The 18,595-nt window shown below is 70.3% G+C and carries 17 protein-coding genes; 11 read left to right on the forward strand and 6 right to left on the reverse strand.

Translation table 11 applies throughout. The features are described from left to right. Nucleotides 1-68: 68 nt before the first annotated feature. A complete protein-coding gene (locus BGP79_RS02850; protein ID WP_076693101.1) occupies nucleotides 69-716 on the reverse strand; it encodes a TetR/AcrR family transcriptional regulator in 648 nt (215 codons plus the stop codon). A gap of 70 nt (nucleotides 717-786) precedes the next feature. Here BGP79_RS02850 and BGP79_RS02855 point away from each other — a divergent pair, with 70 nt between their 5' ends. Genes BGP79_RS02855 through BGP79_RS02865 form a run of 3 tightly spaced genes read left to right on the forward strand, consistent with a single transcriptional unit; the run spans nucleotide 787 to nucleotide 4,654 of the window. Further along, nucleotides 787-2,403, forward strand: coding sequence for an NAD(P)/FAD-dependent oxidoreductase (locus tag BGP79_RS02855; protein WP_083701491.1), 1,617 nt, complete (start codon nucleotides 787-789; stop codon nucleotides 2,401-2,403). After that, on the forward strand, nucleotides 2,400-3,368 hold the full coding sequence (locus BGP79_RS02860) for an alpha/beta fold hydrolase (protein ID WP_083701492.1): 969 nt from the start codon (nucleotides 2,400-2,402) through the stop codon (nucleotides 3,366-3,368). The genes BGP79_RS02855 and BGP79_RS02860 overlap by 4 nt, the downstream gene beginning before the upstream one ends. Then, the gene (locus BGP79_RS02865; RefSeq protein ID WP_083701493.1) at nucleotides 3,365-4,654 is read left to right on the forward strand and encodes a trans-acting enoyl reductase family protein; all 1,290 of its coding nucleotides are present in this window, start codon (nucleotides 3,365-3,367) and stop codon (nucleotides 4,652-4,654) included. The genes BGP79_RS02860 and BGP79_RS02865 overlap by 4 nt, the downstream gene beginning before the upstream one ends. A gap of 138 nt (nucleotides 4,655-4,792) precedes the next feature. Here the strand turns inward: BGP79_RS02865 and BGP79_RS02870 are convergent, their stop codons facing one another. Genes BGP79_RS02870 through BGP79_RS02880 form a run of 3 tightly spaced genes read right to left on the reverse strand, consistent with a single transcriptional unit; the run spans nucleotide 4,793 to nucleotide 8,461 of the window. Further along, nucleotides 4,793-5,875 carry a GTP pyrophosphokinase family protein gene (locus BGP79_RS02870; protein WP_083701494.1) on the reverse strand — a complete coding sequence of 361 codons (1,083 nt, stop codon included), beginning with the start codon at nucleotides 5,873-5,875 and terminating at the stop codon, nucleotides 4,793-4,795. After that, nucleotides 5,875-7,962 carry a M3 family metallopeptidase gene (locus tag BGP79_RS02875; RefSeq protein WP_076693103.1) on the reverse strand — a complete coding sequence of 696 codons (2,088 nt, stop codon included), beginning with the start codon at nucleotides 7,960-7,962 and terminating at the stop codon, nucleotides 5,875-5,877. Before BGP79_RS02875 ends, BGP79_RS02870 begins: the two co-directional genes overlap by 1 nt. 58 nt (nucleotides 7,963-8,020) lie before the next feature. Then, nucleotides 8,021-8,461 (reverse strand): PaaI family thioesterase, encoded by a 441-nt coding sequence (locus tag BGP79_RS02880; protein ID WP_233121024.1) that lies wholly within the window; start codon nucleotides 8,459-8,461, stop codon nucleotides 8,021-8,023. An 82-nt stretch (nucleotides 8,462-8,543) separates the two neighbouring features. On the opposite strand from BGP79_RS02880, the gene BGP79_RS02885 reads away from it, so the two are divergent. Together BGP79_RS02885 and BGP79_RS02890 are read left to right on the forward strand one after the other, a co-directional pair. Then, nucleotides 8,544-10,004 carry a class I SAM-dependent DNA methyltransferase gene (locus tag BGP79_RS02885; protein WP_076693104.1) on the forward strand — a complete coding sequence of 487 codons (1,461 nt, stop codon included), beginning with the start codon at nucleotides 8,544-8,546 and terminating at the stop codon, nucleotides 10,002-10,004. Next, nucleotides 10,001-10,180, forward strand: coding sequence for a hypothetical protein (locus tag BGP79_RS02890; RefSeq protein WP_076693105.1), 180 nt, complete (start codon nucleotides 10,001-10,003; stop codon nucleotides 10,178-10,180). The genes BGP79_RS02885 and BGP79_RS02890 overlap by 4 nt, the downstream gene beginning before the upstream one ends. Before the next feature lie 34 nt (nucleotides 10,181-10,214). On the opposite strand, the gene BGP79_RS02895 is transcribed toward BGP79_RS02890, so the two are convergent. Continuing rightward, on the reverse strand, nucleotides 10,215-10,976 hold the full coding sequence (locus BGP79_RS02895) for a hypothetical protein (RefSeq protein WP_143588273.1): 762 nt from the start codon (nucleotides 10,974-10,976) through the stop codon (nucleotides 10,215-10,217). A 137-nt stretch (nucleotides 10,977-11,113) separates the two neighbouring features. Here BGP79_RS02895 and BGP79_RS02900 point away from each other — a divergent pair, with 137 nt between their 5' ends. Genes BGP79_RS02900 through BGP79_RS02920 form a run of 5 tightly spaced genes read left to right on the forward strand, consistent with a single transcriptional unit; the run spans nucleotide 11,114 to nucleotide 14,065 of the window. Continuing rightward, the gene (locus BGP79_RS02900) at nucleotides 11,114-11,350 is read left to right on the forward strand and encodes a hypothetical protein (protein WP_076693107.1); all 237 of its coding nucleotides are present in this window, start codon (nucleotides 11,114-11,116) and stop codon (nucleotides 11,348-11,350) included. Beyond that, nucleotides 11,347-11,766 (forward strand): type II toxin-antitoxin system VapC family toxin, encoded by a 420-nt coding sequence (locus tag BGP79_RS02905; RefSeq protein ID WP_076693108.1) that lies wholly within the window; start codon nucleotides 11,347-11,349, stop codon nucleotides 11,764-11,766. Before BGP79_RS02900 ends, BGP79_RS02905 begins: the two co-directional genes overlap by 4 nt. Further along, entirely contained in the window at nucleotides 11,754-12,548 is a 795-nt protein-coding gene (locus BGP79_RS02910) for a glycosyltransferase family A protein (RefSeq protein ID WP_076693109.1), read from the forward strand. The genes BGP79_RS02905 and BGP79_RS02910 overlap by 13 nt, the downstream gene beginning before the upstream one ends. A 48-nt stretch (nucleotides 12,549-12,596) precedes the next feature. Continuing rightward, the gene (locus BGP79_RS02915; RefSeq protein ID WP_076693110.1) at nucleotides 12,597-13,454 is read left to right on the forward strand and encodes an endonuclease/exonuclease/phosphatase family protein; all 858 of its coding nucleotides are present in this window, start codon (nucleotides 12,597-12,599) and stop codon (nucleotides 13,452-13,454) included. After that, nucleotides 13,451-14,065 (forward strand): hypothetical protein, encoded by a 615-nt coding sequence (locus BGP79_RS02920; RefSeq protein WP_076693111.1) that lies wholly within the window; start codon nucleotides 13,451-13,453, stop codon nucleotides 14,063-14,065. The genes BGP79_RS02915 and BGP79_RS02920 overlap by 4 nt, the downstream gene beginning before the upstream one ends. Nucleotides 14,066-14,173: 108 nt before the next feature. On the opposite strand, the gene asnB is transcribed toward BGP79_RS02920, so the two are convergent. Continuing rightward, nucleotides 14,174-16,837 carry an asparagine synthase (glutamine-hydrolyzing) gene (gene asnB, locus BGP79_RS02925; protein WP_076693112.1) on the reverse strand — a complete coding sequence of 888 codons (2,664 nt, stop codon included), beginning with the start codon at nucleotides 16,835-16,837 and terminating at the stop codon, nucleotides 14,174-14,176. Between the two features lie 154 nt (nucleotides 16,838-16,991). Between asnB and BGP79_RS02930 the strand changes: the two genes are divergently transcribed. Next, entirely contained in the window at nucleotides 16,992-18,560 is a 1,569-nt protein-coding gene (locus BGP79_RS02930) for a ferric reductase-like transmembrane domain-containing protein (RefSeq protein WP_233121025.1), read from the forward strand. The last annotated feature ends 35 nt before the right edge of the window (nucleotides 18,561-18,595 follow it).

Raw genomic sequence — 18,595 nt, forward strand, 5'->3', positions numbered from 1 at the left:
GCCTAGGCGACGATGTGAACGCTGTCCACATATAGCCGCGCGGGTGACCGGCGGAGTCACCCAGGGGGTCAATCGGCCGGCGGAGCCCCGTAGATGGCGGTGTGCCACAGGTGGAGAAGCGTGGGCACGACGGCGTCGCTCGCCAGTCGCAACGGCTCCTCCGCCAGATCCGCCTGGATGACGCGCTCGTTGAGCTGGAGCAGGGCGGTGGCGAGGTCGCGGGCCGGCAGCCCGGCGGGGGCGTTGCCGTGAGCCCGCTCGGACTCGATCGCCCGCGCCGTGTTCTCGACCCAGTACTCCTGCACCCCGGCCCACACGGCGGAGAGCTTCGGCCACGCGTGGCGTGCTTCGATCAGGGTCTCGCTCAACCGGCGGTGCCGCCCGAACACGTCGTGGTAGCCCTGGATCACGCCCCGCCAGCGCGCGGCCTGCTCCGCGGGCGGCCCGGAGAACAGCAGTCCGACGGTGGCCTCGGCCTCGTCGACCACGTTCTCGACGAGGGCGATCAGCACGTCCTCCTTCGAGGCGAAGTAGAAGTAGAACGTCGGCCGGGAGATGCCGGCACCCGCGGCGAGTTCGCCGATGGAGATGTCCAGCAGGGACCGGTCGGCCAGCAGCGTCTCGGCCGTCGCGAGGATCCGACTCTCGCGCTCGTCGCCGTGGGGACGGGAGCGACGTCGTCGGCCGACCGGCAGGTCTGCAGATGGCGTGGTCATGCCGCCAGTCTACGAGCCGGTAACCTCCGCCCTCTGGAAACTGTCGACAGGGTGTTGATAGCGTGGCGTCATGACGACGTCGTCCCGTACCGAGTCCAGTCCGGCCGCCACCGCCTTCACCGGCGAACAGGGCGAGGCCCACCGCGACAGCCGCACCGAGCACGTCGACCTGCTCATCATCGGCGCCGGCCTCTCCGGCATCGGCGCGGCGGTGACGCTGGGGGAGCGGTTCCCCGACCGGTCGATGGCGATCCTCGAGGCGCGGGCCGGCATGGGGGGCACCTGGGACCTGTTCCGCTATCCCGGCGTGCGCTCCGACTCCGACATGCTCACCCTCGGCTACTCCTTCCGGCCGTGGCGGGAGGCGAGCGCGCTGGCCTCGGGTCCCGACATCCTCGGCTACATCCGTGACACCGCCCGGGAGCGCGGGGTCGACCGGCTGATCCGCTACGGTCACCGTGCCGTCGGCGCCGACTTCGACTCCGGCACCGGCCGGTGGACGGTCACCGTGGAGCGGGACGGGCGGACGACGACGATGACCGCCGGCTTCCTCTACGTGTGCGCCGGCTACTACCGGTACGACGCCGGCTACACGCCCGAGTTCCCCGGCGCTGCCGACTTCGCCGGCCGGATCGTGCACCCGCAGCAGTGGCCCGAGGACCTGGACACGGACGGCCGCCACGTCGTCGTCATCGGCAGCGGCGCGACCGCGGTGACCCTCGTGCCCGCGCTGGCGAAGCTCGGCGCCCACGTGACGATGCTGCAGCGCACGCCGACCTGGATCTTCAGCCTGCCCTCGAAGGACCGGACCGCGGTGAAGCTGCGGCGCCGGCTGCCGACGCCCGTCGTCGAGCCGGTCCTGCGGTGGCGCAACGTCCTGATCCAGATGGCCAGCTACCAGCTCAGCCGGCGCCGGCCCGAGGTGATGAAGAAGCAGCTGCTCACCGCGGTGACGCGGAAGCTCCCGCAGGGCTACGACGTCAACACCCACTTCCTGCCCCCGTACAACCCGTGGGACCAGCGGCTGTGCGCGGTGCCCGACGGCGACCTGTTCCGCACCATCCGCGACGGGAAGGCCGAGGTCGTCACCGACGGCATCGACCGGTTCACCGCCGATGGCATCCGTCTGACCTCGGGCCGTACCCTGCCGGCCGACGTCATCGTCACCGCCACCGGTCTGCGTCTGCAGCTGCTCGGCGGGATGACGCTGCGCGTGGACGGGCAGACCGTGGACCCGGCCCAGCGGCTCACCTATCAGGGGGCGATGCTCGACGGCGTTCCGAACCTGGCGCTGGCGATCGGCTACACCAACGCGTCCTGGACGCTGAAGATCGACCTCGTCAACCGGTTCCTCGTCCGGGTCCTCAGCCGGATGCAGCGGCGCCGCGCCGACGTCGTCGTCCCGGTCGCCCCGCCGGTGCCCGCCGCATCGCGTCGGCCGCTGCTGGACCTGAACTCCGGATACATCAACCGCAGTGTAGACGTGCTGCCCCGGCAGGGGCCGACGGCGCCGTGGCGGATCAACCAGAACTACCTGCTCGACCTGGCGATGTTCCGGTGGGGCCGCATCGCCGGGCGCGGTCTGCGCTTCAGCCGGTCGCCGGGGGTCCCCCGCCGGCCGGACGCACCGCCCGCCGCCCGGTCCGGCTCCGCGAACGCCGCGTCGAGTGAGACAGTGGTCGCATGATGGCACGGATGACGGTCGACGGCGCCGATCTGCGCTACCGCACGACCGGTGAGGGCCCCGACGTCGTGCTGGTGCACGGCATCGCCCGCAGCCTGGAGGACTGGGACGAACAGCACGAGCTGCTCTCCTCCCAGTTCAGGGTCACGAGCGTCGACCTGCCCGGGTTCGGCGAGTCCGGGCCGCCGTCGGCGCCCAACACGATGGAGACGATGGCGCGTGCCGTGCTCGGCGTGATGACCGCCCTCGGCATCGACCGCGCCCACGTGGTGGGCAACTCCATGGGGGGAGCGGTGGCGATGCAGCTCGCCGCCCTCGCACCGGAACGCGTGCGCACCCTCGTGCTCGCCGACAGCGCCGGCTTCGGCCGCACCGTGACCCCGGCCCTGCGACTGATGGCGATCCGGCCCCTCGGCCGGTATCTGCTCAACCGCCCCAACACGAAGCAGATCTACAACGCCGAGCGGGGTCTGTACGTGAGCCGCGAGCTCGTGACGCCGGAGCGACTGGACCGGGGCATGCGCTTCGCCCAGCGCGCCCACGGTGCGGAGGTGATGCTCAAGACCCTCGGGCACATGGGCAATCTCTGGGGCGTGCGTCCCCGGTGGCGCCGCAGGCTGCTGGCCCGGATGGTGGAGCTGGACCTCCCCACGTTCGTGCTGTGGGGACAGAAGGACCTCGTCCTGCCGATCGCGCACTCCGAGTCGGTGGCGACCGCCCTGCCGAACGCGACGCTGCACGTCTTCCCGGACACCGGTCACCTGCCGCAGGTCGAGCGGGCGGAGGAGTTCGCCCGGCTCATCCAGGCGTTCTGGGCCTCGCACGGCGACGCCGCCGCGCGACCGGCCGGTTCGGAGTCCACGGCCGGACCCGACGACGTCGTCGCTCCCGACACCGCGGTCGAGGACGCCGCCTCCTCCCCGCTCAGCCTCGACGCCGACCACGACACGGAGACCAGCGACCGATGACCGACACCCAGCCCGACCGTCAGACCGGGCGCGCAGCTGACCTTGCTTCTCGTACGCGTGCGCCCCGCGAGTTCGACATCGTCCTCTTCGGGGCCACCGGCTTCGTCGGGCGACTGACCGCGGCCCACCTGGCGGATCACGCCGCCGACGGCGACGGTTCCCCGGTGCGCATCGCCCTGGCCGGCCGCAATCGTGCCCGGCTGGAGGACGTCCGGTCGGGTCTGTCCGCCACGGCGGCCGCCTGGCCGATCATCGTCGTCGACGCCGGTGACGAGTCCGGGCTGCGGGCGATGGCCGAGCGGACCCGCGTGGTCGTCTCCACCGTCGGCCCGTACGCGACCCACGGCCTGCCGCTCGTGCGCGCCTGCGCGGAGACGGGCACCGACTATGCGGATCTGACCGGGGAGGTGCTCTTCGTCCGCCGCAGCATCGACGCCGCCGACGAGACGGCGCAGCGGACCGGCGCCCGGATCGTCCACTCCTGCGGGTTCGACTCGATCCCCTCGGATCTGTCCGTCGCCCGGGCGGCCGAGTACGCCCACGCCCACGGGCTGGGGGAGCTGACCGACGTGACCACGCACGTGCGCCGGATGCGCGGCGGCGCCAGCGGGGGCACCGTCGCCTCGGCGCGCAACCAGATGGCCGAGGCCCGTGCCGATCGCGCCGCGGCGCGGACGATGCTGGATCCTCATGCCCTCGATCCCGCCGGCTCCACCCGCACCGACCGGCGCAGCAGCCGCTCCCGCTTCGGCGTGGAGGATGACGGCGTCTGGTTCGGCCCGTTCTTCATGGCCAGCTACAACGAGCCCGTGGTGCGCCGCAGCAACGCCCTGACCGGCGGCGCCTACGGGCAGCGGTTCCGCTACCGCGAGGTGACCGACACCGGCCGCGGCCTGAAGGGCTCGCTGCGGGCACGCACGCTGCGGCGCCTCCTCACGCTCGGGTTCGCGGCCCTCGCCGTGCCGGCGCTCGACCCGGTGTGGGACCGACTGCTCCCGGCGGCGGGGGAGGGCCCGAGCGAGCAGGCACGCGCCAACGGGCGGTTCCTGCTCGAAGCGGTCGCGGAGACGACCAGCGGCGTGACCGTCCGTTCCCGGGTCGGCGCCCGCCGTGACCCCGGGTACGACGGCACCGCCGTGATGCTCGGCCAGACCGCCCTGGCTCTGGCCGCCGGGGAGGGCGACGCCGGCCGCGGCGGGGTCCTCACCCCGTCGATCGCGCTCGGCGAGGCGCTGGCCACCCGGCTGCAGGCGCAGGGCTTCGACATCGGGGTCCGGACCGACTGACGCGCTGGATCGACTGGCGTCCGCGCCGGCTGACGTTTCAACCGGGTCCGGCGGCGACCGACCCGCTGGTCCGCTGACAGCCGGCCCGCCGGATCCGCCGGCGGTCGGTCCGCGGCGTCCGCCGGCGACCCTTGCGTGTCAGTCCTGGGCCGGCAGCTCCACGGGGTAGTAGTAGAGGCCCTTGCTGTTCTCCTCGACGTCGACCGTCAGCACGTCGTCGACCTGCAGGTGGTCGTCCACGTCGATGCGGGCGTCGCTGCCGAGCAGTTCCTTGATCCGCAGCGCCGGGATGAGGCCCTGCCGGCCCTCCGCGTCGACGGCCAGCGCGAAGCGCGCACCGGTCGTGCGGACCGTGACGGTGCGCCGGCCCCGGTGCTTGGCGGCCTCACCGTCGATGACGACGGCCTCGCGGCGCTCCTCGCCGCCCTCGGTGCGGGCGTCCAGCTCGGTGGCCAGTTCGTCCGCCAGGGTGTCCACCTCGGAGAGCAGCCCGGCCATCGCCCGCGCGACCGAGGTGTGGAACCGGTCCGGCTTCAGGGCACCGCCCGGTTTGTACATGTCCTCGTGGGTCAGCTCGCTCCACGCGTCCTGCAGGCGGGTCTTCACCTGCACCTCGACGCTCACGGCGTCCGGGCCCACGGCGTCCGCGATCGGGACCCGCATCAGCAGGTGGAAGGCCCGGTACCCGGATTCCTTGGGGGCGCTGACGTAGTCGCGCACCTGGATCAGGGAGACGTCGGTCTCTGGCGAGGCGCAGTACTGCTGCAGGGCGTCGACGACGTCGGCGAGGTCGCGCGGGGTCTTGCACAGCACCTTCAGGCCGACGACGTCGGGCACCACCCGCTCGGGGTCGGTCCGCACATACGGCGCCAGGTCCGGCTCGTCCCGCAGCACGCGACGCATCTTGTCCGCGGCGCGCAGGCGGTCCTTGATCCGGAACTGACTGACGTCGAGCCGGCTCGCGTCCCCGCCCGCGGTGGTGGCGCGGGCGACCTCGGTGAGCACCCGCTGGGCACCGACCCGCGCCCGTTCCCAGTCAGGCATCCGTTGGGCGTAGAGGGTCTCGACGGCGCGCGTGATGTCCCGGTCGGACGGGCCGACGGGCACCTCGGCCGGCGCGGTGTCGGGCGCCTGATCCCGCTGCTCACCGTCGCTCGCGGACGACGTCTTCTGAGGCCTGCGAGCAGGTGCGGGGGCGCTGCGCTCGTGCCGGCCGGTCATCAATCGAGCCCCCGGCGGGCCAGCAGCGGGTCCACCGCGGCGTCGCGGCCACGGAACGCCCGGAACGAGGCCAGGGGGTCCCTGCTGTTGCCGCGCCCGAGCAGCTCACGGCGGAACGTGTCGCCGTTCTCGCGGCTCAGGCCGCCGTTCTCGCGGAACCACTCGACGGTGTCCGCGTCGAGCACCTCGGACCAGATGTAGGAGTAGTACCCGGCGGCGTACTCACTCGCGAAGATGTGCTTGAAGTAGCCGGTGCGGTACCGCGGCGGCACGGCCTCGACCGCGAGCCCGGCCTGCGCCAGCGCCTCCTGCTCGAAGGCGAGCGGGTCCGCGACGGGCTCGGTGTCGGTCTGCTCGTGCCAGGCGAGGTCGAGCAGCGCCGCCCCGAGGTACTCGGTGGTGGCGAAGCCCTCGCCCCACTGCTGGGCGGCCAGCAGCTTCTCCACCGTCTCGGCCGGCAGCGGTTCACCGGTGCGGTGGTGGCGCGCGTAGTTGGCCAGCACCTCGGGCCACAGCATCCACATCTCGTTGACCTGCGAAGGGTATTCGACGAAGTCCCGGGGCACGTCGGTGCCGCTGAGCCGGCGGTACGTGACGTCCGAGAGCAGGCCGTGCAGCGCGTGGCCGAACTCGTGGAAGCACGTGGTGACCTCGTCGAGGGTCAGCAGCGCGGGCTCGCCCGGGGCCGGCTTCGTGAGGTTGAGGTTGTTGACGACCACCGGCTTGTCCCCGAGCAGGCGGGACTGCTCGACGATCGGGTTCATCCAGGCGCCGCCGTTCTTGGTGGGCCGGGTCCAGTAGTCGCCGAGGAACAGACCGAGCCCGGCGCCGTCGGCGTCGTGCACCTCCCATACCCGCACGTCCGGGTGGTAGCCCGCCAGGTCGGTCCGCTCCGTGAAGCTCAGGCCGTACAGCTCGTGGGCGGCGAAGAACACGCCGTCAGTGAGTACCCGGTCCAGCTCGAACCAGGGGCGCAGGGCGGCGCCGTCGACGCCGTACCGCTCGCGGCGCACGGCGTCGGACCAGAAGGACCAGTCCCAGGCCTCGACGGCGGTACCGGCGGCGTCGGCCAGGGCGTCCCGCTCGGCGCCGGCGTTGCGCACGGCGGCCGGAGCGAGGCGCTCGAGCATGGCGCGCACGCTCGCATAGTCCGGCGCGGTCTGGTTCTCGACCGCGTACTCGGCGTAGTTGGCGAAGCCGAACAGCTGCGCCTTCTCGGCGCGCAGGGCGGCCACGCGCGCGGCGATGGGGGTGACGTCGGTGCGGGACGTGGGCGCCTCGCCCCCGTTCTCGGCGCTGTTGTCCGCCTGCGCACCGAGGCCCCGGTTCACGGAGGCGGTGTGGATGCGCCGCCGCGTCGTGCTGTCGGTCAAAGCGGAGAGCACCGGCTGGTTGGACGGCAGGATCAGCGTGATCAGGTACTGGCCGGGGTGCCCGGCCTCCTCGGCGGCCTGCGCGGCGGCGGCGAGGTCGTCCGCGGACAGGCCGTCGAGCTCCTCGGCCGTGTCGACCAGGACCGCGGCGTCGTTGCCCTCCTGCTGGACCAGGGCGGAGAACTCCGTGGTCAGCTCGGCGATCGTCGTGTTGATCGCGCGCACCCGCTGCTGGGCGGCGTCGTCCAGCTCGATGCCGCGGTGCACGGCGTCGCGCAGCAGGTCCTCCGCCAGGCGACGCGTCTCGTCGTCGGCGTCGGTCAGGTCGACCGCGCGGATGCGTTCGTACAGGCCACGGTCGAGCACGACGTCGTCGTCGGCGGCCTGCATCGCCGGCTTGAGCGCGGCGGCCAGATCGGTGATGGCGGGGGTCGCGTCGGCGAGCTGGACGGTGAGGAACGCCAGCGCAGCGCGGCGCAGCAGCTGACCGGCGGTGTCCAGGCGAACGAGCGTGTTCTGGACGGTGGCCGGCTCGGGGTTGGTGACGATCAGCTCGATCTCCCCGCGTCGCGCCGCGATGCCGGCCTCGATGGCCTCCCGGTAGTGCTCGGGCACGATGGCGCCGTAGTCGGGCAGGCCGTAGGGCAGCGCAGAGACGGTCAGCAGCGGGTTGGGCTGCGCGACCGGGGTGGTGGTCGGCGAGGAGGTCGTCATGCTTTCCACTGTGCCACAGGCCACTGACGGAACCGGGGGCGTGTGACGGCGGCGAGGGTCACGGCGTTGCCGCCGGTGGTGCGGTCGGCAGCGGGACGTTCTGCACCCGCAGCTGACCGCGGGCGAGGACCTTGCCCGTCCCGGCGTCGGTGATGACGACCTGCCAGAGCTGTTGGGTCCGTCCCTGGTGCAGCGCCTCGGCCTCGACCGTCGCCCGGCACCCGGTGCTGGGCCGGAGGAAGTCGGTCGCGTTGTGGACGCCGACGGCGAACTCGCCGCGATCGGCGACGGCATGGCTCGCGCCGATGCTGGCGGCGCTCTCGACGATGGTCGCGTACACGCCGCCGTGCACGACGCCCCACGGGGTGTGCTGGTCCTCACCGAGGTCGGCATGACCCCGCACGGTGGTGTCGGTGACGTCGTCGACGACGAGGCCGGAGGCCGCGACGAAGGCGCTCGCGCTGGTCAGGGTCATGTCGGGCATGCGGTTCGTGGTCATGGGTGGTCTCCTGGCTCGACTTGTCGTGGGGTGGCGTCAGGCTAGCCGGTCCGGCACCCGGTCTCCGCTAGATTGGACCGTTGTGATCGCTGGGGAACTGAAGAGCACCATCGACCGAGTCTGGGACGCGTTCTGGTCCGGCGGCATCTCGAACCCGCTGGAGGTGATCGAGCAGATCACGTATCTGCTGTTCATCCGCCGGCTGGACGACCTGCAGAAGCTGGCCGAGAAGAAAGCCAGCTTCACCGGTGGGGTGATTGAGGATCCGACGTTCCTGCCTGGTCAGAGCCACCTGCGGTGGTCGCGCTTCCGCGACGACGACGCCGAGACAATGTACCGGGTCGTCAGCCGCGAGGTTTTCCCTTTCCTGCAGCAGTTGGGTCAGCAGATCGGTGGCGACAACTCGACCTACTCGGAGCACATGCGGGACGCACGGTTCACCATCCCCACGCCGGCGCTGCTCAGCAAGGTCGTCGACATGATCGACACCATCCCGCTGGAGAACCGGGACACCAACGGGGATCTCTACGAGTACTTGCTCTCCAAGATCGCCTCCGCTGGGGTCAACGGTCAGTTCCGCACGCCCCGGCACATCATCGAGTTGATGGTTGCGATGACGGCGCCGACCCCGACGGACGAGATCTGCGACCCGGCGTGCGGCACGGCCGGCTTCCTCGTGGCGGCCTCCGAGCATGTGCGGAAAACGCATCCTGACGCGTTGACGGATGCCACCCAACGTCGGCACTTCCACCGATCGATGTTCCACGGCTACGACTTCGACTCCACGATGCTGCGCATCGGCAGCATGAACATGCTGCTGCACGGCGTCGAGTCACCGGACATCCGCTACCGCGACTCGCTCTCCGAGGGAGCGGCCGCGGACACGGCGAAGTACTCGCTGATCCTCGCCAATCCGCCGTTCGCTGGGTCGCTCGACTACGAGTCGACGTCGAAGGACCTCCAGCGGGTGATCAAGACCAAGAAGACCGAGATGCTCTTCCTCAATCTGCTCAAGCCTGGCGGGCGGGCCGTGGTGATCGTGCCCGACGGCGCGCTGTTCGGCTCGTCCACCGCGCACAAGAAGCTGCGCACCATGCTGGTGGAAGAGCAGAAGCTCGACGCGGTGGTCAAGCTGCCGTCCGGCGTGTTCAAGCCGTACGCCGGGGTGTCGACCGCGATCCTGTTCTTCACTCGCACGGACTCCGGCGGCACCGACGACGTCTGGTTCTACGACGTGCGCGGCGGCGGCTTCTCGCTCGACGACAAGCGCAACCCTGTCGAGGCGAACGACCTGCCCGATGTGCTCCAGCGATGGGGAAACCGGACGACGACGGAGCGCGACCGCGCACGGACCGATCAATCGTTCTGCGTCCCGAAGGCCGACATCGTGGCGCAGGGCTACGACCTTTCGCTCAACCGGTACAAGGAGATCGAGTACGACGAGATCGAGCACCGGGCGCCGCTGGACATCATCGCGGACATCGAGAAGCTCGAGGCGAAGATCGCGCAGGGCATGGCCGAGTTGAAGGCGATGCTCTCGTGATCGTCGACGAGCTGACGGCGAACGGCGTTGTCGAGCCGAAACGGCTGTTCGAGTCGCCGTTCACGGATTACGCGCCGACCGGACCCGACATGCTGTTCCCGGACGCCGAAGTGATCGAGATCGTCGGCATCTTGCGCGGCGTCAAGGCGAATGCGGTGCCCGCCGGAGTGGCCTGACGACGACACCATTCCGACCAACCAAGGAGTTCACTCACGCCATCGGCTTCGCGCCAGAAGGCGGTTGCCAGAGTTGCGCGAGTGTCTCATCTGCTTGCCGCCGCGAACGGCGAGCACTGTCCGATTCGAGAGCGCACATCCAGCTTGCCACCGCAAGCGGAAAGGCGATGGCAGCCAGGAGGACAGCGATGAGAGCTGTGGAGGCACCCAGGAGAAGGCGCCAGGACGCGCGGATCGGAGCGGCGAGTAGGGGCCGAATGAGGTCCTGGGCGCGAGAGCGACGCGCAGAAGCATAGGCGACGCACGCCAGGATGACTCCGGCCACCGCCCAAGCCGCTATCGCCGACAGGGTGCTCCGCCAAGCGGCGAGATCCGACCGCAGGCTTCCATGCTGAGCTGCGATGAGCAAGAGAATCCACAGAGTCGACGCGGCAGGCGACCCCAGCAGGCGAATGAGCCGCAACCCCAGGAGTTGCTCGTCATCATGACGTGTCTGCATGACCGGCACGAGCGCCATAAACACGAACAGAAGCACCGTCGCGATCACCATGCCGTCATGCAGCTGCCTCATGCTGGCGGAGATGAAAGGGGGAGCCCCAGATCGTAGCCACACATCCACGGACGTCAAACCGACGCTGTCGGCGACCGCGGCGACAACATCTGAGGGCCGCGACCCCGTCACCGTTGCCGAGATGACCAGCGTTGCCGCCAGAGTTGCGACGACGTTGTAGACCTGCTCTCGATTGTCCTGCCAGCTCCTCATCGATGCCGGAATCGATTTTAGTGCGTCCCACATGTCGCGGCGCCTTCCTACGTGTTACCTGACCCTGATCAACGTGCCACTCACCACTGACAACAACTCACGAAGTGCAAATGACCAGGTCCACCCAACTCGTCGTTTGATAGCATTGCTGTCATCTTCTGGAGGTGCCGATGTCCACGATCACGGTCCGCAAACTGGCGGGCGTCACCCATGACAAGCTGCGCGAGCGGGCTGCGAGAAACGGCCGGTCTGTCGAGGCAGAGGTTCGGGACATCCTCGACCGTGCCGTCGGGCAGACGCAGGGAAATATCCTGACGGCGGTGCTCGAACAGTTCGATGTGCGTCACGCCGTCGACCTCGAGCCGGCCCGTCGATCTGATCTCCCGCGGCCAGTGGATCTCGGGTGATCATCGCGGACACCAACGTCGTCTCGGAGTTGATGCGGCGCGAGCCCGACGGTGCCGTGGTCGCCTGGTCCGAGGCCTTGGCTCGTCATGAGGTCGGCATCACCGCGATCACGGTCGAGGAGATCGAGCGAGGCATCGGGCGGCTGCCGCAGGGCCACCGGCGGGATGATCTGGCCCGCCGCTGGCAGTCGATCATCGATCATCACGCCGATGGCGTGTTGCCGTATGACGAATCCGCGGCACGGGCGACCGCGCGGCTTCTCGTCAAAGCTGAAGCGGCTGGACGGACGATCAGCCTCGCCGATGCGGAGATCGCCGGAATCTGCCTGGCTCTGGCCTCTGACCTCGCGACTCGCAACGTCAAAGATTTCCGGGACATCGAGGGATTGACGGTGATCGATCCATGGCTGACCTGAAGCGGGCCGACCCCCTCACCGTCTCCGTCGTCATTCCCGTCAAGGACGACGCCGTCGCCCTGGCCGTGTGCCTGCACGCCCTCGCCCTGCAGTCGCGGCGCGCCGACGAGATCGTCGTGATCGACAACAACTCGACCGACGACTCCGCCGAGATCGCCCGTCGCGCCGGTGCTCGCGTCCTCCCGTGCCGCGCCCCGGGCATTCCTGCCGCGAGCGCCACCGGCTACGACGCCGCCACCGGCGACCTGATCCTGCGCCTCGACGCCGACTGCCTGCCGGCCCCGACGTGGATCGCCACGATGGTCGATGCCTTCGCCGCCCACCCCGAGGTGGCGGCCTTCACCGGTCCCGCGCGGTTCATCGACGGCCCCCCGTCGCTGCGCACCTCCCTGGCGGTCGTCTATCTGGGCGCCTATGCCCTGGCCTCGATCCCGGCGCTCGGGCACCTCCCGCTCTTCGGCTCCAATCTCGGGATGCGCCGGGCCGCCTGGCGCGACATCCGCGACACGGTGCACCGGGACGATCCGCTGCTGCACGACGACCTCGATCTGGCCTTCCACCTGGGCGAACGCCACCGCATCCGCTACCTGCCGACGGCCTCGATGGGCATGTCGATGCGCCCCTTCTTCAGCGGCCGCGCCTTCGCCCACCGCCTGCGGCGCGGGATGCGCACCGTCGTGGTGCACTGGCCGCAGGACCGGCAGCCGGCCCGGTCGTTGCGGAGCCTCCGGCAGCGCGGAAACGAGCTAGCAGGATCGCACCGAGCGGCACCGACCACCTGACGTCTCGACTACCGAGACATCGGGCGGTTCCCGTCGTACCGTGGAGTCATGAGTGACGCGTTGATCGGGCCGCCGGTGCCCCCCGACGTGCATGTCATGACCTTCAACATCCGCCGGCGCCTGAGCATGACCCCGCGGCGGGCGGATCGGTGGACGCGACGGCGGCCGGCGGTGCAGGCGCTCGTCTCCGCTGAACGGCCCACCGTCCTCGGCATCCAGGAGGCGATGTCCGACCAGGCGGACGCGCTCAGCGAGGCTCTGGGCGAGCGCTACAGCCGGGTAGGGCACGGGCGGCGCGCCGACGGGACCGGCGAGGGGTGCCCGCTGTACTACGACGCGCACCGGGTCGAGCTGGTGAGCTGGGAACAGGCCGCCCTCTCCGACACCCCGGACGAGCCGGGTTCGACGTCCTGGGGCAACCTGGTGCCCCGCGTGATGGTCATCGCCCAGCTGCGGGACCGGGCCACCGGCGTCACGTTCCTCGCCGTCAACACGCACTTCGACCACCTGGCGCCGCGTTCTCGCGTCCGGTCGGCCGAGGCGGTGCGCAAGACCGTCGCCGGCCACGGGCTGCCGGCGGTCATCACCGGGGACCTCAACGCAGGTCAGGGCTCGGCCGCGATCGAGATGCTGCTGGCCGACGACGCGCTCGAGGACGCCTGGCGCGAGGCGGCCGTCCGCGTGACACCGCCCTGGGGGAGTTTTCCCAACTACCGTCAGCCCCGGGCCGGCGGGCGGCGGATCGACTGGATCGTCACGACGCCGGACATCGACGTCTCGCGGGCCGGGCTGAACGCGCACCGTCCCGACGGCGTGTGGCCCTCGGACCACCTGCCGCTGCAGGTCGTTGTGCGGTTGCCGGGTGCGGCAGAGTCGGGCGTAGCGGGGCCGGGCGCGTCGTCATGATCGAGAACTTCCTGCGGCCGCCCGCCACGCTGGGCGAGATCCTCGCCGACGCTCTGCGTGTCATCGGCGTTCTCAGCATCGTGGTCGCCGGCATCGGCTGGAGCCTGACCGACGCCGGCATCCTCGCCTTCGTGCTGCCCGGTCTGGTGGCCCCGCGCTTTCTCGGGGTGCGCTCGGGCTTCGACCTGGTGCACGGGACGGCGCTGCTGGTGGCCGGGTGGAGCAACGTCGTCGACCTGTACACGACCGTCGACTGGTGGGACATCCCGGTGCACCTGGTCTGCACCGGCGTCGTCAGCGCGGCGGCCTACCTGCTGCTCGCCGAGCTCGGCATCGTCGCGACACCGCGCGCCGCGGGGGTGCGGGCGATCGCGCCCGTCGTGCTCACCGCGGCGATCGGCCTGGGAATGAGCGCGGTGTGGGAGATGGTCGAGTGGTTCGGCCGCACCTTCATCACCGCCCAGATCTACGTCACCTACGACGACACCATCGGGGACATGACGATGGGCGGCCTCGGCGCGATCATCGCCGGCCTGGTGCTCGCCCGGGTGCCGCTGCTGCGGGCCCCCGTGCGCGACGCCCTTCGCGCCCCCGCCTCGCTGCACCGCTGACACCGGGCGATACCCGGAACGACCGAGGCACCCGAGAACGACGAAGGGCGGAACCCGGCGCACCGGATCCCGCCCTTCGATGTGGAGCGTCTGACGTCGAACGCGTGACTACCGGGAGACCACGATCGACATCGGGGTCTGCTCGGTGGTCTGGCCCTGCGGGTTGTCCTTGAAGATCGCCTCGACGGTGGCCCTGTCCAGGTCGGTGTCCTGCCCGAGGCACACGACGCCGAGGTCGTTGGCGTCCATGATGGCCGTGCCGGCGAACGTCGCCGCGTACTGGGCCGGGACGGTCTCCCGGACGAGCTGCGACAGCCGGGCCGCGACGGCGTCGGGGTCCTTCGGGGCGAGCTTGACCGAGTGGGTCGAGGTGCCCACCTGGTACCCGGCGGCGCCGTCGATGGCGTTGATGTTGCCGCCGGCCACTTCGTAGAACACGCCCTTCTTGCCCTGGAACTTGCCGACGACGGAGCGGGCGGAGGCGTAGAGGATACGCGGCAGGCCGACCTCGTCGATCGCCAGCTGCATCGACCACGGGCTGGCCAGGCCGATGCCGCCGGGGTTGCGCACGACGGCCTTCGACAGCATCCGGGCGGCGGGGGAGACCTTGATGTCCCACACCGGGATGGAACGCCCCTGGGTCATCGCGACGATCTTCTCCGAGACGAACAGGTACCACGGGGAGTTGTTGATTGCGGTGGCGTGGTCGTCACCGGCGTCCCCGAGACCGTCGACGAAGCGGGACACGTAGCCCAGCACGGCCGGCTCGAAGTCGGTGTCCCGGTAGAAGATGTCGGTGCGCAGCGGGTAGCGGCGGAACGTGTGGCCGCCCGGCACGGTCAGCTCGAGCTGCTTGCCGGGATTCGGCTCGTAGTCCGTCTTGTCGACCTTGCCGGCCTTCGGGGCCGGCGCGCCGTCGATGAACTCGCGCAGCCACAGCTCCACGTTCAGCAGCCGCCAGAACACCATGGTCGAGGCGCCGTTGCGATCCTGCAGGTACTCCTCGAACGCGTACAGCACGGCGTCCTGGTCCCAGTACGGCCGGTCCTCGAAGGATGAGGAGAGGAAGATCTCGTAGATCCGCTCCTTCATCAGCTTGAACCACTCCGCCTCGGGGGTGGTGAAACCGATCTTGTTCCGCCGGTCGCTGATCATCGAGGGCAGCAGGCCGCGGGTCGCGTCGCGCAGGATCCGCTTGTTCCAGCCGTCCTTGATGATCGCCTCGTCCGAGAGCGAGAACAGGAACTTCACGACCTCCTTGTCGAGGAACGGCACACGCCCCTCGAGCGACCAGCGCATCGTGTTCTTGTCCTCGTACCGCAGCACCGAGGGCAGCGACTTGCGGAACAGGTCGTCGATCAGGCGCAGCTTGAGGTTGTCCCCGATCACCCGGTAGGTCTCACCGGCGAAGCGGCTGGTCCACTCCTTCTTCAGGAGCGAGCCGATGGCCACGTCCTTCTTCAGCGTCAGCTTCGACTGGAAACGGAAGCGGCCGAGCCGGTAGAAGATGTCGGTGGCGTTGGCCATCTCCTTCGCCAGCTTGTCCCACTGCTTGTTCTTGCGCAGCTGACCGAGGTACGCGAAGTAGTAGGGGATGTATCCGGCCATCATCTCGTCGGCACCCTGCCCGTCGAGCAGCACGGTGATGGTCTCGGACGCCTTCTGCATCACCCGGTACTGGGCGTAGGGGCCCGAGGAAATGATCGGCTCCTCCTGGGTGCGGACGAAGTCGATCAGGTCCTCGGCGAACTCGTGCGCCTTCGGCAGGATCTTGTGGCTGTCGACGTTGCCCTCGACGCTGGCGAGGACGGCGTCGGCGTACTTCTCCTCGTCGTTGATCGAGTTGGGGAAGACGGCGGAGAACGTCTGCTGCTTCGCGCCGAGCGAGTCGGTCGCGGCGGCCTTCTCCTGCATGAGCTTGTTGATGGTCACGACGACGGCGGAGGAGTCCAGGCCACCGGAGAGGGCGGTGCCGACCGGCACCTCGGACTGCAGCCGCAGCCGCACGCCCTCGGTGAACCGCTCGCGGTACTCGTCGATGACGCCCTGGTCGTAGGGCCGCTCGACGGAGGAGAGCTCCTCCAGCTCCTGCTCGAGCCGGGTGAACATCGAGACCTCGTGCTCACCGGTCGTCGTGTCCAGGACCAGCTTCTGCCCGGGCAGGAGCTTGTCGATGCCGGCGAAGAAGGTGGCCGCCTCCTCGTCGTGGATGCGGAACTGCAGGTAGCGGTAGAGGATCCGCTCGTTCACCTTCCGCTCCAGCTTCTCGGCGGCGAGGATCGGGCGGATCTCGGAGGCGAACAGCAGCTTCTTCTCGCCGCCCTCGGTGAAGGACGCGAAGTAGAGCGGCTTGATGCCGAAGTGGTCGCGGGCCAGGACCAGCCGGTTGTTGCGGCGGTCGTGGATGGCGAACCCGAACATGCCGTTGAAGCGGTCGAACGCGTCGTCGCCCCACTCCTCATAGGCCTGCAGCACGACCTCGGTGTCCGAGACGGTGCTGAACGTCCGGCCCAGGGCCTCCAGTTCGGCGCGCAGGTCGAGGTAGTTGTAGACCTCGCCGTTGTAGATCAGCACCACCTGGCCGTCGGCGCTGTACATCGGCTCCTGGCCGTGCGCGACGTCGATGATGGAGAGCCGGCGGTGCGCGAGGCCCACCTGGCCCTCGGTGGCGTAACCCTCGCCGTCGGGACCGCGGTGCACGATGCACTGGTTCATGGCCCCCAGCAGGTCCCGGTCGTCACCGAAACCGTAGTAACCGGCGATTCCACACATAGATACAGACCTCATCCTCAAGACGCACGATTTCAAGCTGACGGTTCAGCTGACCATGCTAGCGGGGCGCGGTGCTGCGCCGTCCCGTGACTCGCACAGGTTCCGCACAGGTGGACGACATCGCCGTACTAGCCCGACGCTCGACAGTGGTGACATGACCACACAACAGCCCACGCGCCCTCAGCGGACGATCGAGCTGCGCACGATCGAGCCGGCGACGACGGGGCCGGGGACGGGTGCACCGGCCGCTCCGGGCACGATGACGGCGACGATGACGGGCGAGACGACCCGCACGAGGACCGGCCGGCGGGGCGTCCCCGACGGCCCGATGCGCCCCCGTCGCGCCCCCGTCGTGCCGGTCGGCGCCGTCTCCCACCCTCCGCTGTGGTGGCGCGACGCGTCGGTGCTGGCCATGTGGGCGGTGCTGCTGATCGTGGTCGCCCTGTGGGTGTCCGGCGGCGGCGTCCAGCTGCTCGGCACGCTCGCCGGGGCGCTGATGTCCACCGGCCGGTTGACCGGGCTGATCGCCTCGGCCCTGCTGCTGGTCCAGGTGTTCCTGATGGCGCGGATCCCGTGGTTCGAGCAGGCCTGGGGCCAGGACGCCCTGGCGCGGACCCACCGGCTGGTCGGGTTCACGTCCTTCACCCTGATGCTCGCCCACATCGTCCTCATCACCCTCGGGTACGCGGCCGGCTCGCCCGCCGGGCTGTGGGGGACCATCGTCGACTTCACCCTGAACTACCCGGGGATGCTGCTCGCGATCGCCGGGACGGCGGCCCTGTGCATGGTGGTCGTGACGTCCTACCGGGCCGCGCGCCGCCGCCTGCGCTACGAGTCGTGGCACCTGATCCACCTCTACGCCTACCTCGGCGTCGGGCTGGCGCTGCCGCACCAGCTGTGGACCGGGCAGGACTTCCTGTCCTCGCCCATCGCGACCGTCTTCTGGTGGGGGCTGTACATCGTCTGCGCCGGCGCGGTGCTCGTCTACCGGATCGGTGTCCCGCTGTGGCGCTCGCTGCGATCACCGCTGCGCGTCGTGCACGTGCGCCCCGAGTCGCCGACCACCACGACCGTCGTCGTCGGCGGCCCCGGTGTCGCCCGGCTGAAGGCGCAGGCCGGTCAGTTCTTCCAGTGGCGCTTCCTCGACGGCCCGGGCTGGACGCGGGCCCACCCGTTCTCCCTTTCCGCCGCACCCGACGGCGCCACCCTCCAGTTCACGGCCAGCCGGGCCGGGGACGGCACCGCCCGCCTTGCCCGGCTGCGGCCCGGCACCCGGGTGCTTATCGAGGGCCCCTACGGGCGGCTGCACCCGGGCGTGCGGACGCAGCGGAAGGTCACCCTGATCGGCGGCGGCATCGGGATCGCGCCGATGAAGTCCCTGCTCGAGGGGATGGCCCAGGCGCCGGGCGACATCACGGTCCTGCACCGCGTCGGGAACGAGCAGGACCCCACGCTGGCCGCCTCGATCGACGCGAACGCTCGACGCCGCGGAGCGCGCTACGTGCGGCTCGCCGGGCCGCGCAATCGGGCCCGCGAGAGCTGGCTGCCCGGCTGGGCGGACGCGTGGGACGACACCGGCGCCCTGCTGCACCTGTGCCCCGACATCGCCGAGCACGACGTCTTCATCTGCGGGGCGCCGGACTGGATGGAGCAGGTGCGGGCCTCCGCGCTCGACGCCGGGGTCCCCGCCGACCGCATCCACCTCGAACGCTTCCAGTACTGACCCCGCCTTCTCCGGCACCCTTCCTTCCAGGAGTT

Origin of the sequence: Tersicoccus sp. Bi-70 (genome assembly GCF_001968825.1) — a bacterium.
Lineage (GTDB): Bacteria > Actinomycetota > Actinomycetes > Actinomycetales > Micrococcaceae > Tersicoccus.

Coding starts and splice junctions, on each gene's coding strand:
- BGP79_RS02850 (WP_076693101.1), bottom strand. CDS start 716: ATGACCACGCCATCTGCAGACCTGCCGGTCGGCCGACGACGTCGCTCC.
- BGP79_RS02855 (WP_083701491.1), top strand. CDS start 787: ATGACGACGTCGTCCCGTACCGAGTCCAGTCCGGCCGCCACCGCCTTC.
- BGP79_RS02860 (WP_083701492.1), top strand. CDS start 2,400: ATGATGGCACGGATGACGGTCGACGGCGCCGATCTGCGCTACCGCACG.
- BGP79_RS02865 (WP_083701493.1), top strand. CDS start 3,365: ATGACCGACACCCAGCCCGACCGTCAGACCGGGCGCGCAGCTGACCTT.
- BGP79_RS02870 (WP_083701494.1), bottom strand. CDS start 5,875: ATGACCGGCCGGCACGAGCGCAGCGCCCCCGCACCTGCTCGCAGGCCT.
- BGP79_RS02875 (WP_076693103.1), bottom strand. CDS start 7,962: ATGACGACCTCCTCGCCGACCACCACCCCGGTCGCGCAGCCCAACCCG.
- BGP79_RS02880 (WP_233121024.1), bottom strand. CDS start 8,461: ATGACCACGAACCGCATGCCCGACATGACCCTGACCAGCGCGAGCGCC.
- BGP79_RS02895 (WP_143588273.1), bottom strand. CDS start 10,976: ATGTGGGACGCACTAAAATCGATTCCGGCATCGATGAGGAGCTGGCAG.
- BGP79_RS02900 (WP_076693107.1), top strand. CDS start 11,114: ATGTCCACGATCACGGTCCGCAAACTGGCGGGCGTCACCCATGACAAG.
- BGP79_RS02910 (WP_076693109.1), top strand. CDS start 11,754: ATGGCTGACCTGAAGCGGGCCGACCCCCTCACCGTCTCCGTCGTCATT.
- BGP79_RS02915 (WP_076693110.1), top strand. CDS start 12,597: ATGAGTGACGCGTTGATCGGGCCGCCGGTGCCCCCCGACGTGCATGTC.
- BGP79_RS02920 (WP_076693111.1), top strand. CDS start 13,451: ATGATCGAGAACTTCCTGCGGCCGCCCGCCACGCTGGGCGAGATCCTC.
- asnB (WP_076693112.1), bottom strand. CDS start 16,837: ATGTGTGGAATCGCCGGTTACTACGGTTTCGGTGACGACCGGGACCTG.
- BGP79_RS02930 (WP_233121025.1), top strand. CDS start 16,992: ATGACCACACAACAGCCCACGCGCCCTCAGCGGACGATCGAGCTGCGC.